This window comes from Gibbsiella quercinecans (assembly GCF_002291425.1).
Classification (GTDB): Bacteria; Pseudomonadota; Gammaproteobacteria; order Enterobacterales; family Enterobacteriaceae; genus Gibbsiella; species Gibbsiella quercinecans.
The window spans coordinates 4,103,766-4,119,394 of the sequence record NZ_CP014136.1; the positions used below are offsets into that span (position 1 = coordinate 4,103,766).

Annotated in this window: 9 protein-coding genes; 4 read left to right on the plus strand and 5 right to left on the minus strand. The window is 58.6% G+C overall.

Annotation, left to right across the window (positions count from 1 at the left end; translation table 11 throughout):
- Positions 1–457: 457 nt before the first annotated feature.
- Positions 458–1,810, minus strand: coding sequence for a molecular chaperone (yegD, locus tag ACN28Q_RS18805; RefSeq protein WP_095847741.1), 1,353 nt, complete (start codon positions 1,808–1,810; stop codon positions 458–460).
- Positions 1,811–1,980: 170 nt separating this feature from the next.
- Here yegD and alkA point away from each other — a divergent pair, with 170 nt between their 5' ends.
- Positions 1,981–3,483 (plus strand): DNA-3-methyladenine glycosylase 2, encoded by a 1,503-nt coding sequence (alkA, locus tag ACN28Q_RS18810; RefSeq protein WP_095847742.1) that lies wholly within the window; start codon positions 1,981–1,983, stop codon positions 3,481–3,483.
- Here the strand turns inward: alkA and mgtE are convergent.
- Complete coding sequence (mgtE, locus tag ACN28Q_RS18815; protein WP_095847743.1) at positions 3,446–4,879, minus strand: magnesium transporter; 1,434 nt, start codon at positions 4,877–4,879, stop codon at positions 3,446–3,448. The two genes, alkA and mgtE, sit on opposite strands and share 38 nt — an antisense overlap.
- A gap of 117 nt (positions 4,880–4,996) precedes the next feature.
- The gene (locus ACN28Q_RS18820; RefSeq protein ID WP_095847744.1) at positions 4,997–5,173 is read right to left on the minus strand and encodes a YfgG family protein; all 177 of its coding nucleotides are present in this window, start codon (positions 5,171–5,173) and stop codon (positions 4,997–4,999) included.
- Positions 5,174–5,462: 289 nt separating this feature from the next.
- On the opposite strand from ACN28Q_RS18820, the gene ACN28Q_RS18825 reads away from it, so the two are divergent.
- On the plus strand, positions 5,463–7,697 hold the full coding sequence (locus tag ACN28Q_RS18825; protein WP_095847745.1) for an EAL domain-containing protein: 2,235 nt from the start codon (positions 5,463–5,465) through the stop codon (positions 7,695–7,697).
- A 42-nt stretch (positions 7,698–7,739) separates the two neighbouring features.
- Here the strand turns inward: ACN28Q_RS18825 and ppx are convergent, their stop codons facing one another.
- Both ppx and ppk1 read right to left on the minus strand, forming a co-directional pair.
- Positions 7,740–9,272, minus strand: a complete 1,533-nt coding sequence (ppx, locus tag ACN28Q_RS18830) for an exopolyphosphatase (RefSeq protein WP_095847746.1) — start codon at positions 9,270–9,272, stop codon at positions 7,740–7,742.
- Positions 9,273–9,282: 10 nt separating this feature from the next.
- Positions 9,283–11,346, minus strand: a complete 2,064-nt coding sequence (gene ppk1, locus ACN28Q_RS18835; protein ID WP_095847747.1) for a polyphosphate kinase 1 — start codon at positions 11,344–11,346, stop codon at positions 9,283–9,285.
- A gap of 370 nt (positions 11,347–11,716) precedes the next feature.
- On the opposite strand from ppk1, the gene ACN28Q_RS18840 reads away from it, so the two are divergent.
- Both ACN28Q_RS18840 and pstA read left to right on the plus strand, forming a co-directional pair.
- Positions 11,717–13,888 carry an ABC transporter permease subunit gene (locus tag ACN28Q_RS18840; protein ID WP_095847748.1) on the plus strand — a complete coding sequence of 724 codons (2,172 nt, stop codon included), beginning with the start codon at positions 11,717–11,719 and terminating at the stop codon, positions 13,886–13,888.
- Positions 13,885–15,534, plus strand: a complete 1,650-nt coding sequence (gene pstA / locus ACN28Q_RS18845; protein ID WP_095847749.1) for a phosphate ABC transporter permease PstA — start codon at positions 13,885–13,887, stop codon at positions 15,532–15,534. The genes ACN28Q_RS18840 and pstA overlap by 4 nt, the downstream gene beginning before the upstream one ends.
- Positions 15,535–15,629: the final 95 nt, after the last annotated feature.

The window sequence follows — 15,629 nt, forward strand, 5'->3', positions numbered from 1 at the left end:
ACGACGAAAATCTCTCCAAAGGCGGGCATGCACGCAATATCGCGCACGCTAATCAAATGAGGCATCAACAACAGTGATACTTGAATGATCACTTATTGTATTGTGGCTAGTGGTTTTTTTTGTTGCCTGGTTATTACTCTTTCCCTTTTTCCCTCACCCTAACCCTCTCCCAGAGGGAGAGGGGATCGCCCGGCGCTGTGTTTGTGTTTCGTCTCCCTAGGGAGAGGGAACCGTTCGGTGCAGCGGTGGCGTTCCCTTCGCTCGGGAGTTGCATTTACGCCCCCCTCTCCCTGTGGGAGAGGGCCGGGGTGAGGGCGTGGAACGCTAGTCTAGCGGGCTATCACTGCATAAAGATGAAGGAAATATGGAAACCATGTCAGGTTTTGTTGGCGGATCAAGCCATACCGATGAGGGGAATTTTGCCAGGGCGCAGCGGCCTGCGCCCTAGTGGAACAACTTAGCGGAACAGCGTCTGCGCCCAGCGGGCCAGCCCGGCGGTAACCGAACCAAAGTCGTTGCCGCCAATCAGAGGAATGCCCGGCAGTTGCTGTTGCAGCGCGGCGCGCAGCAGCGGGGAACGGGCGCTGCCGCCGGTCAGGTAGATCACCTGCGGCGTGGCCTGGCCGCTGGCCAATGCCGCCGTTACCTGTTCCTGAATACGCTGCAACGGTTGCGAGATCGCTTCCGCCAACTGCGCCTGGGTGACGGTTTTGCTTAGCGCCTGCTGTACGAACGCCAGCGGCACTTGGGTTTGCGCTTCAGCCGAGAGCGCGATTTTGCTCTCTTCCGCGGCGCGCACCAGCCGGTAGCTTAGCCGCTGCTGGTAAACTTTCAGCAGACGCTGCACTTTTTCCGGTTCGGCAGCGTCGCGGATCAGATCGCGCAGCAGGCGGCCGTTGGCGGTGCTGTAGAAATCATTTTGCGCCGGAACGTCGTTGGTCGCCACGGCGTTCCAGTAGGGCAGCGCCGGCAGGGCGATGCCTTTCTCTGTCTCGCTGCCCAGGCCAAACAGCGGCATCAGTTGCCTGAACGCCAGCATAATGTCCAGATCGTTACCGCCGATGCGGCAGCCGCTGTGCCCCAGCAGGCTTTGCTGGCGGTCGGCCCGGCCGCGCCACTGCGGGCCCATCAGCAGCAATGAGCAGTCGGTTGTGCCGCCGCCGATATCCACGACCAACACCGTTTTCTCTTCGTTCAGGGTGGCTTCAAAATCCAGCCCGGCGGCCACCGGCTCAAACTGGAAGGCAATCTCCTTGAAACCGGCGCGCTCGGCAGCGCGCTGCAAAATGCCCTGCGCCTGGTGGTTGGCGTCTTCACCGCCCATGCCCTGGAAGTTGATCGGCCGGCCGATCACCGCCTGGCTGATGCTGTGCTGTAGCACGCTTTCCGCCTGGCGTTTGATGTGGAACATCATGGCGCACACCAGATCTTCAAACAGGGCGATTTGCTGTGGCTTCAGGCCATTGGCGCCGAGAAAAGATTTCGGTGAGCGGACAAAATAGACCTCTTCAGGGTCTTCCATGTAATGCGCCAACGCCTGCAGGCCGAACAGCACGCTGTCGCCGTTGACCGGGATATCTTCTTCGCGGTTGTAGTTGATGGCGCGGCGCAGCAGCATTTGGTTTTCATCGCTGCCGGTCGGTACTTGCCAGTGGCGGTGCAGGCACTCACTGACGGCTTCACGCGTGGGTGCGCACAGCATTGAAGGCAGATAGGGCCCGTTGTTTTCCAATGCCAGTAATTCGGGGCTATCCCCTTGCATCACGGCGACGGAACAGTTGGCCGTTCCGTAGTCAAATCCGATAAACATGATCTCTTCCGTTGTTCCCCATGCCAATGAAGGGGGGCGACTTTACCCGAGACGGCGCGGCCGGGCAACGTGCGGCGTTAAATTTTGCCGCTTGCAGCTACGGGTCCGAATCTCGCGAGCCGCCGGCCGCCAGCGATCTATAATGAGAAAAAACAGGCCAGTGGGTTGCCATGAATTCTCCTCAGTACGGGTTATATACGGCGTTATGCGCGCGCGATCGCAAGTTCGACGGGCGGTTTTTCGTCGGCGTTTCTTCAACCGGCATCTATTGCCGGCCGGTATGCAGCGCCCGCACGCCTAAGCAGGAAAACTGCAGCTTTTATCCCAGCGCGGCGGCGGCCGAGCTTGCCGGCTTTCGCCCCTGCCTGAAATGTCGGCCCGAGTTGGCGCCGGGCCTGGCGCCGATCGATCTGGGCAACCGTTATGCGCAGGTGGCGGTGCAACTGATTGAACAGGGCTACCTTTCCGAGCACAGCTGCGAACAATTGGCGGCGCGGCTGGGGGTTTCCGGCCGCCACCTGCGGCGTATCTTCGCCGATCAGTTCGGCGCGTCGCCGGTGGACTATGCCCAGTCTCACCGCCTGTTGCAGGCCAAGCGCCTGCTGATGGATACCGATCTGCCGTTGAGCGAGGTGGCCTATGCCGCCGGTTTTGGCAGCCTGCGCCGTTTTAACGAACTGTTCAAAGCCCGTTATCGGCTGATCCCTTCTGCGTTGCGCGATCGTCCGGCGCGCCAGGGAGCGGCGGAGCGTGGGCTGGTGTTTCGCCTGGGTTACCGCCCCCCTTACGATTGGCCGCGTATGCTGGCCTTCCTGGCTGCGCGTGCGGTGGACGGCGTTGAGGTGGTGCAGGGGGAGCGCTACCTGCGCTCCATCGCCATAAGACAAAAAGGCGAGGAATATGCCGGCTGGATCAGCGTGCAGCCTGAGCCGGCGCGCAACCAGGTGCGCGTTGAGATAGCGCCGGCGCTAAGCCGAGTGACCACGGAGGTATTATGCGCGGTACGCCGGCTGTTTGATCTGGATGCTTCTCCCGATCGCATTGCCGCCGGGCTGGGGGATCTGGCTGCGGGGGCGATGGGGCTGCGCCTGCCGGGCTGCGTCAACAGTTTTGAGCAGGCGGTGCGCGCCGTGCTGGGGCAATTGGTCAGCGTGCGGATGGCGGCGGTGCTGGCCGGGCGGGTAGCGGCACATTGCGGCGGCGCACTGGCGCAACCGTATCAGGGCGTGAGCCATGTGTTCCCCGGCGCGCAGCGTGTGGCGCAGTTGCAGCCGGAAGATCTGCGCCCGCTGGGGATACCGTTGAAACGCGCCGCAGCGCTGATTGGCATGGCGAACGCGGTGGTTGATGGGCGGCTGCAACTGGACAATGTGCTGGATATCGCCCAGGGCATCCGCAACCTCACCGCGCTGCCGGGGATTGGCGATTGGACCGCGAGCTATATCGCGATGCGCGCCTGGTCATGGCCAGACGTTTTCCTGGGCGGGGATTACCTGATTAAACAGCGCTTTCCCGGTATGACGCCGCGGCAAATTGCGCGCTATGCCGAACGCTGGCAGCCGTGGCGTTCCTACGCCACGCTGCACCTGTGGCATAACGCGGCCTGGGTGGCGCAGGGCGCGCCGCCACCGGCCGTCAAAGCAGAAAAATCGTCGCCAACCCGAGGAAAATAAAGAAGCCGCCGGTGTCGGTCAGTGCGGTGATCATCACGCTGGAGCCGACGGCCGGATCGCGCCCCAGCTTGACCATGGTCATTGGGATCACCACCCCCATCAGCGCGGCCACCAGCAGGTTGAGGATCATCGCCAGCGTCATCACGCCGCCCATGGCCCAGTCGTCATACAGCAGATAGGTGACGACGCCCATAATGCCGCCCCAGACGATGCCGTTGATCAGCGCCACGCCCAACTCTCTGAACATCAGGTGTGAAATATTGCCGCTTTCAATCCGGTGCAGGGCCAGCGCACGCACGATCATGGTGATGGTCTGGTTGCCGGTGTTGCCGCCGATGCCGGCGACGATGGGCATCAACGTCGCCAGCGCCACCAACTGCGAAATGGTGTGTTCAAACAGGCCGATAACGCGCGAGGCGATAAATGCGGTGCACAGGTTGATAGCCAGCCAGGTCCAGCGGGTTTTTACCGCTTTACTGACCGGTGCGAACACATCTTCCTCTGGGCTTAAGCCCCCCAGGCGGCGCAGGTTGGAGTCGCTTTCTTCGTTCACCGAGTCGATAATTTCTTCGATGGTCAGGCGCCCCATCAGTTTACCTTTGGCATCCACCACCGGTGCGCTGATCAAGTCATAGCGTTCGAACGCGCTGGCCGCGTCTTCGGCCTTATCTTCCGGCTGGAAGGTGGTGGGATCGCTGTCCATCACGTCTTTGACCAGAATATTCGGCTCATGCAGCAGCACCGTCGTCAACGGCAGTTCGCCCTTCAGGCCGTTTTTGCGATCGGTGACGAACAGTTTATCGGTGGCCTCGGGGATGGTTTTACGCAGGCGCAGGAAGCGATGCACCGCGCCCAGCGTGACGTCCGGCCGCACGGTAACCAGCTCGAAATCCATCATCCAACCGACGGTTTCTTTGCCATAGTGCATCATCTCACGCACCTGGGCGCGCCGATCCGGCTCCAGTGAGGTGAGCAGGCGGCCCATTAGGTTGCGGGGCAGGTATTGCGCCAGATAGGCCTGTTCGTCGACGTCGAGGGTTTTGATCGCCTTGAGCAGGTCTTTATCGCTCATTTCTTCGATCAGGCTGTCCCATACCGGCTCGGCCACTTCCATCAGCGTGTGGCCGCGTTTGTTGACGCCAACCAGGCGCCACAGCGCCAGGCGCTCATCCAGCGGCAATGCTTCCAGCAGGTCGGCCAGATCGGCGGCGTGCATGTCTTCCAGCAGCGAGGTGATCTCCGCCGTCTGATTGAGCAGTTCGCTTTTGCTTAATGTGTGCTCATCACTGGCCCGGCCAAGAATGCCGTCAACCAACTCATCGTTGTTTAATAGGATGGAAAGAATTCGCTGGCGGTGTTCCGCCACTTTTTTGACGTTATGTGTTGGGGCTAACATGGTATTCCTTAACGCTGATTTGGCCCTCATCCAGGGGCGCGGCCGCTCTTACAGCCTGGAGCATAGCCAGTGCTTGGGTCATTTTGATGAAAGTGGCGTAAAGCCTGCGCGGGGGATTCAGAGGTTCCCCTCTGAAGCATCATACTGTTCGCTGCTTTGCTGCAGCGGCGCGCGTTTTTTTTCCTGATGATGGGGCACCGCGACCACTGCGGCATACAGCAAGCGGCCGATTAAAATGATAAAGCTAACCAGCAACACGATTTTCGTCATTTGCCCCGTGGTTCTTTTTCGCATTTATAACCCCAGATATATTGCTTGGCCATTAATATTCATTGAATGAATAAGTCATGATCAACCGCCCCAATAATTCGAATCATAATCTTAATCGGCGATAACAAATAATGTCTATTCATTTCATGAATGCTTTGGCGGATGTTTAGACATTGTTTAGTCATTATAGTGCTTGATATAACAGATCATCGTGCAGATGGCCGCATGTTCTGCCATTATTGCCGGTGTTTGGCAACGCGCCGAACCAGGGTGTGTAATGAAATGAGTGACGCTTCAGTGGAAACTGTATTGCATGGATATTTTGCAACAATGGAATAAATTGCGTTATCGGTGGTGGGGGCAACCTATTATCTGCAGCCTGCTGATTATTCCGTTAGCCGGGTTGCTTTCGCCGCGCCTGATGTTGCCAGAAGCCAAAATTTATTTGATTTATCTGCCGTTGGCGGTGTGTGTTTCTTTGCTTATGGTCTATGACTGGCTGGCGCTCCCGGGCATCGCGCTGGCGCTGTTCATTCGCTATACCAGCCGCCTGGGGCTGGAGATGGGCCTGCTGGTGTTGCTGATTTATCTGTTCAGCCTGGGCATTTGCTGGTTGGGCTACCGCAGCCAGACACACCGCCATTGGTGCGCGCCGATTGACGATCTGCGTTTGGCAAAAACGCGTTTGATTTGGCTGGCGTTGCTGCCGCCGCTGTTTTTCATTCCCAGCCTGCAGCTTGCCATCGGCATGGGCTTTTTACCCGATGAGTTGGGCATGATCGGCGGCAATGCCAACTATCTGCGGGCGTTGATCAATTTTCAGGCGCTATTGCTCGGCGGTTTATCCGCCATGCCGTTGTTTTATTTTCTGCTGCGTATCGTCAGCAAGCCGCGCTTTGCCAAGGTGCTGTGGTGCCGGTTAGGCCACGAAGTGGCGCCCGGCGCGAAAAGAAGCGAGCTACAACTCTGGCTGCTGGTGCTGGCAGGGCTGGTGTTTATTCTGATTTACCGTGGGGGCGATTCCGCCAACCTGTTCCTTAGTGATTATAGCCTGACGCTGCTGCTGCCGGTGATGCTCTATGGCTCGCTGCGCTTTGGCTTTCGGTTGAACTGCATTATCTGGTCAAGCACTTTGCTGGTGCTGTTCTTTAACCATGCGGCGTTTGTGCCGCAGAGCAACTTGCTGCACAACCTGGCCTTTATCTCTTCCATGATGGTGGCGTTCACCTTGAGCATTTTTTTAACCTCGGTGATCAATACCCGCCAGCGCATGGTGTATCAGAAAGCACAGGACGCCTCGCGCAAGGATCCGGTTATCGGCCTGCCGAATTTACGCGCGCTCAAGCGCGACCTAGCCAAAGCGCCGCGCTCAACGCTGTGTTTTTTGCGTGTGGCCGAACTGGATATTCTCAGCCGCAACTACGGCATGCTGCTGCGCATTCGCTTTAAACAGCAGTTGGCAAAGGCATTGCTGTCGGTGCTGGAAAGCGGGGAAGGGGTGTATCACCTGCCCGGCTATGATCTGGTGCTGCGCCTGAACGGCTATGACGGTGAGCACAAGGTCGCGGCCGTCAGCGATCTGCTGGAGAAATACCGCCTGGTGTGGAATGGCCTGCCGATTCATCCGCCGATCGGCATCAGCTACTGCGGCATATGCGCGGACGTTGCGCATTTGCATGTGCTGTTGGGGGAATTAAGCTCGCTGGCGGAGATTTCCCTGACCAGCGGGCGCCCAGAGTGCTCCCATCGTGCGCAGCGCCAGGTGCAGGATACCCTCAAGCGTAAGGTGGCGCTGCTGCATTGGATCCAGGACGCGCTGGATAACGATCGCTTTGTGCTGATGGCGCAACCCATCGACGGCGTGCGTGGCGATCGCTACTACGAAGTGTTGCTACGCATGCGCGATGATGAAGGGGCGCTGGTGCCGCCGAATGAATTCTTGCCGGTGGTGCATGAGTTTGGTTTGATCTACCGGCTGGATCTGTGGGTGCTGCAGCACACGCTGATGTTTATGCAGCAACACCGGGAGCAACTGCCCAGCATCCGTTTTTCCGTTAACCTGTCGCCGTTGTCGTTGTGCCGGCCGCTGTTGCTTCAGGAGGTGAGTAAACTGCTGCAACAGTATCAGATCGAGCCCTACCAACTGGTGCTGGAGGTGACAGAATCGCATCTGATGCAGGATCAGCAGTGTGCCGCCGCCGCGCTGCACGAGCTGCGGCAGTTGGGCTGCCATATCGCGCTGGATGATTTTGGCACCGGCTATGCCAGTTACGATCGCCTGAACGATCTGCAGGTGGATACGCTGAAGATTGACGGCAGCTTTATTCGCGACATGCTGACCAATCCGGTTAACTACCAGATTATTGCCTCTATCTGCAAGGTGGCGATGATGAAGCGCCTGACGATTGTGGCGGAATACGTTGAAACCGCAGAGCAGTATGAAGCGCTGAAGGCGCTGGGCGTGGACTATATGCAAGGATTTTTGCTGGGCAAGCCTGCGCCGCTGGAAACGCTGTTGCCGGCCGCAGCGCAGCCCGGCCAGGATTAATGCCAGGCCCGTTTGCGGGCCTGGCGGTGAACGCCGTGGGCGCTATTGCGCGCCATCTTCCTCAATCATCAGCTTCCAGCCGACCACGTCCTCCCAGTAGGCCTGTTCACGCTCAAAGTCCAACTGCACCAGGTTGTTCTGCGCCAGGTATCCGGCCGGGAAGCTTAGGGTCCAATGGTTGTCATCGGTCTTCAGCCGCAACGTTTCCGGCGTGGTGGTGGACTGGCGCTGGTTGTTGAGCAGCGTGCTCAGGCGCAGCAACTGCACCAGCGGCAGATAGTGTTTTTTCTTGAACAGGTTCAGCCGCGGCAGTTCATCAAGCTTGATCGCCTTGCGGTGGAAACGCACCAGCGTGGCCAACAGCAGTTGCTGTTCCTGATTGAAGCCCGGCAGGTTGGAGTTTTGCAAAATATAGGCGGAATGGCGGTGCATGCCGGAATGATTGATGCTCAGCCCCACCTCATGCAGCATGGCGGCCCATTTCAGCAGGGCTTCCAACTGCGGGTGTACCAGCTTGGTATTCTGCGCCATCCACTGGGAATACAATAATTCGGTGGTATCCAGCACGCGGCGGGCCTGTTCACGGTCGATATTGTAATGGTCGGCCAGGCTTTTCGCGGTGCGGCTGCGGATGTCCTGATGGCGGAAGCGGCCTTCCATTTCATACAGCACGCCCTCACGCAATGCGCCGTCGGAAAGGCGCAGATCGTGGATCGCCAGGGCATCGAACACGCCGCACAGAATTGCCAACCCCGGCACAAACACCGACTGGCGGTCTTCCGACAGCCCTGGCAGGCTCAATGCGCTGAAGTTTTTAAATTGCAGCACCTGTTCGGCCAGCATATCCAGCCGATCCGGCGTGATCAGGCCGTCTTTTTCGCCGATGGCGACCAACACTTCATAGGCGGCCTTGATGGTGCCAGAGGCGCCGAGGGCATATTGCCAGCCCTGAATGCGATATTGCCAGGCCAGCGTTTCCAGTTTCTGTGCGGCGGCCAGGCGTGCGCGTTTGAAGTTGGTCTTGCTGATTTCGCCGTTTGGGAAAAACTGCTGGGCGAAGCTGACGCAGCCCATGCGGCGGCTTTCCGCCTGCAGCGGTTCAAAGTCTTCGCCGATCACCAGTTCGGTAGAGCCGCCGCCGATGTCGATCACCAGCTTGCGGCCTTTTTCCGGCTGGGTATGTTCCACGCCCATAAAGATCAGGCGGGCTTCTTCCTGGCCGGAAATAATTTCGATCGGGTAGGGGATTACGCCGGCGGCCTGTTTGAGGAAACTTTCGGCGTTTACTGCCTGGCGCAGGGTATGGGTGCCGACAATGGTGACGTTTTCGGCCGGGAAGCCCTGCAGGCGCTCGGCGAACAGCGCCAGGCAGGCCAGGCCGCGCTCAATCGCTTCATCGCTAAGCACATTGTTGCTGTCCAGCCCATCAGCCAGGTGCACCCGTTGTTTCAATCGGCCCAAAACCTGTAAAGCGCCGTTGACGACGCGGGCAATCACCATATGAAAACTGTTTGAGCCAAGATCGATGGCGGCAATTTCCTGCGGTTTGTTCGTAATAGTGTGGTTTAACGGCATAGTGGCTGGCCTACTGTTCTGGTTGTTCCAGTGCGTTTAAATAGTCATAAATGGCGACCTGTGAGCGCACCTTGCGGCGGTTGCCGCGCGGAACGTACGAGTTGCTCAGTTCTTTATCAAGATAGCGGGCTTTTACCGTATCGCTGAACAGGATCTCTAAAATATCTAATACGCGTTGTTTCAGCGTGGGATCCAGCAGCAATACTGCCACTTCAATACGATAGTCGATATTACGCGTCATCCAGTCGGCAGAGGAGAGATAAACTTTCTTATCCCCTTTGTTTTCAAATACGTAAACCCGATCGTGCTCCAGGTAACGGTCAATAATGCTAGTGACCCGAATGTTTTCGCTCACGCCCGGCAGATTGGGGATCAATGAGCACATGCCGCGCACCAACAGGCGGATTTTGACCCCGGCGTTAGAGGCGGCATACAGCCGATCCACCAGGCCTTTATCCACCAGGTTGTTGATCTTCAACATGATGCCGGCCGGTTCGCCGGCTTTAGCGTTGGCGATTTCGTTGTCGATCAGTTCGTACAGTTTCAGGCGCGAGTTCTGCGGCGACACCATCAGGTAATCGAAGGAGACCGGCCGGTAAGGGTTTTCGATGAAGTTGAACACCCGGCGTACTTCGTTGGTGATGCGTGCATCGGCGGTCAACAGCGAATAGTCGGTGTAGATCCGTGCGGTTTTTTCGTTGAAGTTACCGGTGCCGATATGAGCATAGCGTACAATTTCATCGCCTTCACGCCGTGAAACCAGGAACAACTTGGCGTGGATTTTCAGCCCCGGCGCCGAGAAGATAACGTGCACGCCGGCTTCCGTCAGGCGTTTTGCCCAGTGGATATTGGCCTCTTCATCGAAACGCGCCTGCAGTTCTACCACCACCGTGACTTTTTTGCCGTTGTGCGCGGCGTGGATCATTGCATCAATAATGCGCGAGTCTTTCGCCACGCGGTAAATATTGATTTTTATCGCCAGCACGCTGGGATCGAACGATGCCTGGCGCAGCAGTTCCAGCACATGTTCAAAGGTGTGATAGGGGTAGTAGAGCAGCACATCTTGCTCGCGAATGGCGTCAAAACCGTTGCGGAATTTGTTGAACCAGATGTGCCGCAGGCGCGGCAGCGGCTTGTTGACCAGGTTGGCCTTGCCGACGTTGGGGAAGCCGATAAAGTCTTTGAAGTTATGGTAACGGCCGCCGGCAATGACCGAATCATAGTTGGAGATGCCGAGTTTTTCGCGCAGCATCTCGACCATTTCCTTGGGCATATCGCGCTGGTAAACAAAACGCACCGGTTCGGCAGTCAGGCGCTGCTTCAGGCTTGATGACATCAGCTCCAGCAGGCTGGATTCCATCTCTGTCACCAGATCGTACTCCGCGTCACGCGTCATTTTCATTGAATAGGCGTTGAGCGTGTCGTAGTCAAAGAAGCCCTTGAATATTTCATCCAGGCAGTAACGCAGAATGTTATCCAGCAGGATCATGGGCTTCCGGCGGCGCGGCGATTCCGGCGGCAGATTGACAAACCGCGGTATCTTGTCGGCCGGGATTTCCAGCAGGGCGTAATCAATCTGTGCGCCGCGAATAATTTCGACCGCCAGATAGGTGTAATCGTCCTTCAGGAATTGCACCAGGTTGGTTTCGTGGTCCACCAGAATCGGCGTGATGTGCTGGCGCAGATGCTGTTTAAAGTATTGGCGCAGCCAGGTTTGTTGATTTTCCGACACCTGGCGTTCGTTGATCAGGAATATCTGGTTCCGCGCCATTTCCAGCAGCAGCTCGTTATACAGGCTGTCGAATTCCTGATCGGTTTTAAGCACCTTGGCCTGGATTTTTTTTAGCAGATGGCGGGATGCGCCGGCGGAACCCTGTTCCTCATTGATCAGAATACGCCGCTTGAGATCGGCAAAACGGACTTTGTAAAACTCATCAAGATTATTGGAGTAAATGCCAAGAAACCGCATGCGTTCAATCAGGGGGTTATTCTTATCAGCGGCTTCCTGTAAAACACGTTCGTTAAAGGATAACCAACTTAATTCTTTTTCGATGTAGAGCTTTTCCTGACCCATTACCACTCCAGTTCAATCATTGGGAGAGTTTAGATGACGGCCCAGCGTGGCTGGATACCGCGTTAGACAGTGCCCGCCTGTTGCGCGGCCACGGTTAATCCGTGGCTATTCGCCGCGTTTTGGCGTTACTCTCCGCTGAGTTTGTGCGCCAGGGTGTTGCCGACCGCACAAATACCGCCAGTGGTGCTTACGCGCAATGGTGGGACATCACCTAGTGTCCTACAATATTATTGCGAGAGATTGACAGGAAAGTCCAACTTATCTACGACTTGGCGCCGAATGACTTTGTCATGCAAATGTCACAAAACTGACATAAGATACCCGGTTATCTTATGGCATAAGCGTGATTAGGAAGGCAACGGCAAAAGACATGGTTCAGATGACGGCAAAGCAACACCCCCGGGATCGTCTGCGTTCGCGCGTCGATTATGGCGTACAGGCGGCAGTGACGATCAGCGGTGGGTTGGTGCTGATGGTGTTGCTGCTCATTTTCGTCTATTTGCTGTTTGCCGTATTTCCACTGTTCAAGCCGGCCACCATGGGCAAGGCGCAGCCGTTGGCGGTCGCCGGCCCGGTGCTGGCGCTGGGCATGGATGTGCAGCAGCGCATCGGTTATCGCATCGATCCTGACGGCAACGGCCGGTTTTATCGCATGAACCCCGAAGCGAGCGGTTCGACCGGCGCATCATTATTGCCGCCGCAGCCTTTGCTCAACTCGCCGGCTTTGCTGGCGCAGGCGGTGGGTGAGCGCGATCTTTTCGCGCTAGCACAGGCGGACGGGCGTGTCGTGGTGGTTGCCGCTGATTTCGCCGCCGCCAACAGCGCCTTGCCGCAGTGGCGTTTCCCGCTGGGGGCGCGGCCGTGGGCGCTGGATCGGCGTGGGCATGCGCTCAAACTGCTGGCATTGGCCCAAGTTCGTGCCGGGCACTACTTGCTGGCGGCGGTGACTGACGATCGCCGTTTGCTGCTGGGGCGCTATACCCGCGACGGCGAACCGCAACTGAATGAGATCCCGCTTGAACACGATATTCAACAGCTGGTACTGGCGCCGGACGGCAGCCAACTTTACCTGCTGAGCGGCAACCAGTTGCTGCGTTATGCGCTTGCCGGCGCCCAGGCGCAGGCGAGCGAAACCCGCGATCTTGGCGCGCAGGCGCCTTACCGTCTGACGGCGCTGCCCGGCGGCAGCGCGCTGTTGATCCAGGGGGCGGACGGCAGCCTGCATGAATGGTTCGACGTGGAAAAGGACGGGCGTCGGCAACTGACAGCGGTGCAACGCTTTGACTACCAGGCGCAGCCAGGGGCGATTACGGTGGCTGAACCTTACCGCCGGGTGTTCGCCACCTTGCAGCCTAACGGGGAGTTTGCGCTGTTTACCGGCGCGCAGTCATGGCCGTTGTTGACTGGCCGTGTGCCGGCCGGCAGCCAGCGCCTGGCCTTTGCGCCGCGCGGCGACGGCCTGCTGTTGGAAACCCCCGAAGGCTGGCAGCACTATCGCCTGAATAACCCTTACCCCGATGTCACCTGGCGTTCGCTGTGGCAGAAAGTCTGGTATGAAAACTATCCGCAGCCGGCCTATGTCTGGCAATCCACCTCCGGCGAAGACAGCTACCAGGCCAAATTCAGCCTGGTGCCGATTATTTTCGGCACGCTCAAGGCGGCGGGCTACGCCATGCTGTTTGCCGTGCCGCTGGCGCTGGCTGGCGCGGTGTATACCGCTTACTTTATGTCGGTGCGGCTGCGCCGGGTGGTGAAACCGGCGATCGAAGTGATGGGCGCTTTGCCGACGGTGGTGATTGGTCTGGTTGCCGGTATCTGGCTGGCGCCGTTGATTGAGCATTACTTGTTGGCGGTGCTGGCGTTGCCGCTGTTGCTCACCGCGGCGGTGCTGCTGTGCAGCGCCGTGGCGCAACGCATTCCCCGTGGCCGTTTGCCGCCCGGGGGCGATCTGCTCTTGCTGCTGCCGGTGGTGGCAGGCTGTGTCTGGCTGGCGTTCAGCGCCGGGCCGTGGCTGGAACTGCTGCTGTTCGGCGAGCCGATGCATTTCTGGCTGGGCGACGATTATGATCAGCGCAATGCACTGGTGGTTGGCGTTGCGATGGGCTTTGCGCTGGTGCCGGTTATCTTCTCGCTGGCGGAGGATGCGCTATTTAGCGTGCCCACGGTGCTGTGGCAGGGGTCGCTGGCGCTGGGCGCCACCCCGTGGCAAACGGTGACGCGTGTGGCGCTGCCGTGTGCCAGCGCCGGGATTTTCTCCGCATTTATGATTGGCTTTGGCCGCGCGGTGGGGGAAACCATGATCGTGCTGATGGCCACCGGCAATACGCCGATCATCGACGGCAGCCTGTTTCAAGGGCTGCGCGCCCTGGCGGCCAACATCGCGATCGAAATGCCGGAAGCCGTCGCCGGCAGCAGCCACTACCGCGTGCTGTTCCTGACCGCGCTGGTGCTGTTCATGTTTACTTTTGTGTTTAACACGCTGGCGGAAGCCATTCGCCTGCGGTTACGTAAGCGTTATACCGTCAATCAGGAGGCGCCATGAAGCGTTGGGCGAATTCTGGCGCACCGTGGGTCTGGCTTAGTGCGGCATCGGTGGCGGTCAGCCTGCTGGCGTTAATCGGTATCCTGGCGCTATTGGCCGGGCAGGGCATGCGCTATTTCTGGCCCAGCCCGGTGTACCAGTTCGAGCTAAACCAAAGCGCCGCCGGCCCGGTTACCGTGATCGGCGAGCTGTACCAACAGCAAAGCATTTCCCGCCGCCAACTGCAGGCGGCGGGTATCACCATGCCGGCTGGCGATGCACCGGCCTTTACCCGTTATTTGATTAAGGTCGGCAACCGCGAATCCAGCGGGCAGGATTTCCGCACGCTGCTGGCTGACGACGTGCGCCGGCAAACGGCGCCGCGCGATTTGATCGTGTTGGAGCGGAACAGCAACGGTACCGCCTACGGCTATCTGGTGGGCTTGCTGGAGGATGGCCAACCGCTCACCGGGCGGGATCTGGGCCACACGCTGATGCAGCGTTTGCCGCAGATCGCCGCACTCTCGCGCCAGGCGTACGATATCCAGTTCCGCGCGATGGCGCAGGTCAATCAGCATTTTGAATCCCTGCGCCTGCATGAGAAAAGCCTGGCGGCTAAAAACGCCCTGGACGCTGGGGCGCAGGCCGCGATCAAAGCCGAGCGGACAGAATTGCAGCGCCAGTACCGGCAGTTGGCGGATGCGCTGGAAGGGCTAAACCGCGATCGTTATCGCGATGCGCTGCAACTGCGCGATATGTCCGGCCAGATTCATACCATCCCGCTGATTCAGGTGCGGGATGCCTGGTATCCGAATACCATGAGCTTTGGGCCGAAAGTGGGCCACTGGGCGGCGCAGGTGAAGAAATTCCTGACTGACAGCCCGCGCGAAGCCAATACCGAAGGCGGCGTATTCCCTGCCATCTTCGGCACGGTGCTGATGGTGATCCTGATGTCGATCGTGGTGATGCCGTTCGGCGTTATCGCCGCGGTGTACCTGCATGAGTACGCCGGGAATAACCTGCTGACGCGCTTGATTCGTATCTCGGTGGTGAACCTGGCCGGGGTACCTTCCATCGTGTACGGCGTGTTCGGCCTGGGCTTTTTTGTTTATATGATCGGCGGCAGCATCGACCAGCTGTTTTATGCGGAATCTTTGCCGAACCCGACCTTCGGCACGCCGGGCGTGTTGTGGGCCGCGCTGACGCTGGCGCTGTTGACGCTGCCGGTGGTGATTGTCGCCACCGAAGAGGGGCTATCGCGCATACCGGTGGCGTTGCGCCAGGGATCGTTGGCGCTGGGTGCCAGCCGGGCGGAAACGCTGTGGCACATTGTGCTGCCGATGGCCGCGCCGGCCATGATGACCGGCCTGATCCTGGCGGTGGCGCGCGCCGCAGGGGAAACCGCGCCGCTGATGCTGGTGGGGGTGGTGAAATCGGTGCCGGTACTGCCGGTGGACGGTATTTTCCCCTATCTGCACCTGGAGCGAAAGTTCATGCACTTGAGCTTCCAGATTTATGATATGGCGTTTCAGAGCCCGAGCGTTGAAGCCGCGCGGCCGTTGGTGTTCGCCACTGCCTTCTTGCTGGTGGTGATTGTGGTGGGGTTGAACCTGGCTGCGATGGGGATTCGCCATTCGCTGCGGGAAAAATACCGGGCATGGGGATAAGCCGTGTTCCGTAATGAGGGCGTGAGCCGCCGTTACGTCCAGGATCGCCAGTGGCGCTATAGCCGGGTAATAATGACCACTTTTTTGGGGAACGT

Coding starts and splice junctions, on each gene's coding strand:
- yegD (WP_095847741.1), bottom strand. CDS start 1,810: ATGTTTATCGGATTTGACTACGGAACGGCCAACTGTTCCGTCGCCGTG.
- alkA (WP_095847742.1), top strand. CDS start 1,981: ATGAATTCTCCTCAGTACGGGTTATATACGGCGTTATGCGCGCGCGAT.
- mgtE (WP_095847743.1), bottom strand. CDS start 4,879: ATGTTAGCCCCAACACATAACGTCAAAAAAGTGGCGGAACACCGCCAG.
- ACN28Q_RS18820 (WP_095847744.1), bottom strand. CDS start 5,173: ATGCGAAAAAGAACCACGGGGCAAATGACGAAAATCGTGTTGCTGGTT.
- ACN28Q_RS18825 (WP_095847745.1), top strand. CDS start 5,463: ATGGATATTTTGCAACAATGGAATAAATTGCGTTATCGGTGGTGGGGG.
- ppx (WP_095847746.1), bottom strand. CDS start 9,272: ATGCCGTTAAACCACACTATTACGAACAAACCGCAGGAAATTGCCGCC.
- ppk1 (WP_095847747.1), bottom strand. CDS start 11,346: ATGGGTCAGGAAAAGCTCTACATCGAAAAAGAATTAAGTTGGTTATCC.
- ACN28Q_RS18840 (WP_095847748.1), top strand. CDS start 11,717: ATGGTTCAGATGACGGCAAAGCAACACCCCCGGGATCGTCTGCGTTCG.
- pstA (WP_095847749.1), top strand. CDS start 13,885: ATGAAGCGTTGGGCGAATTCTGGCGCACCGTGGGTCTGGCTTAGTGCG.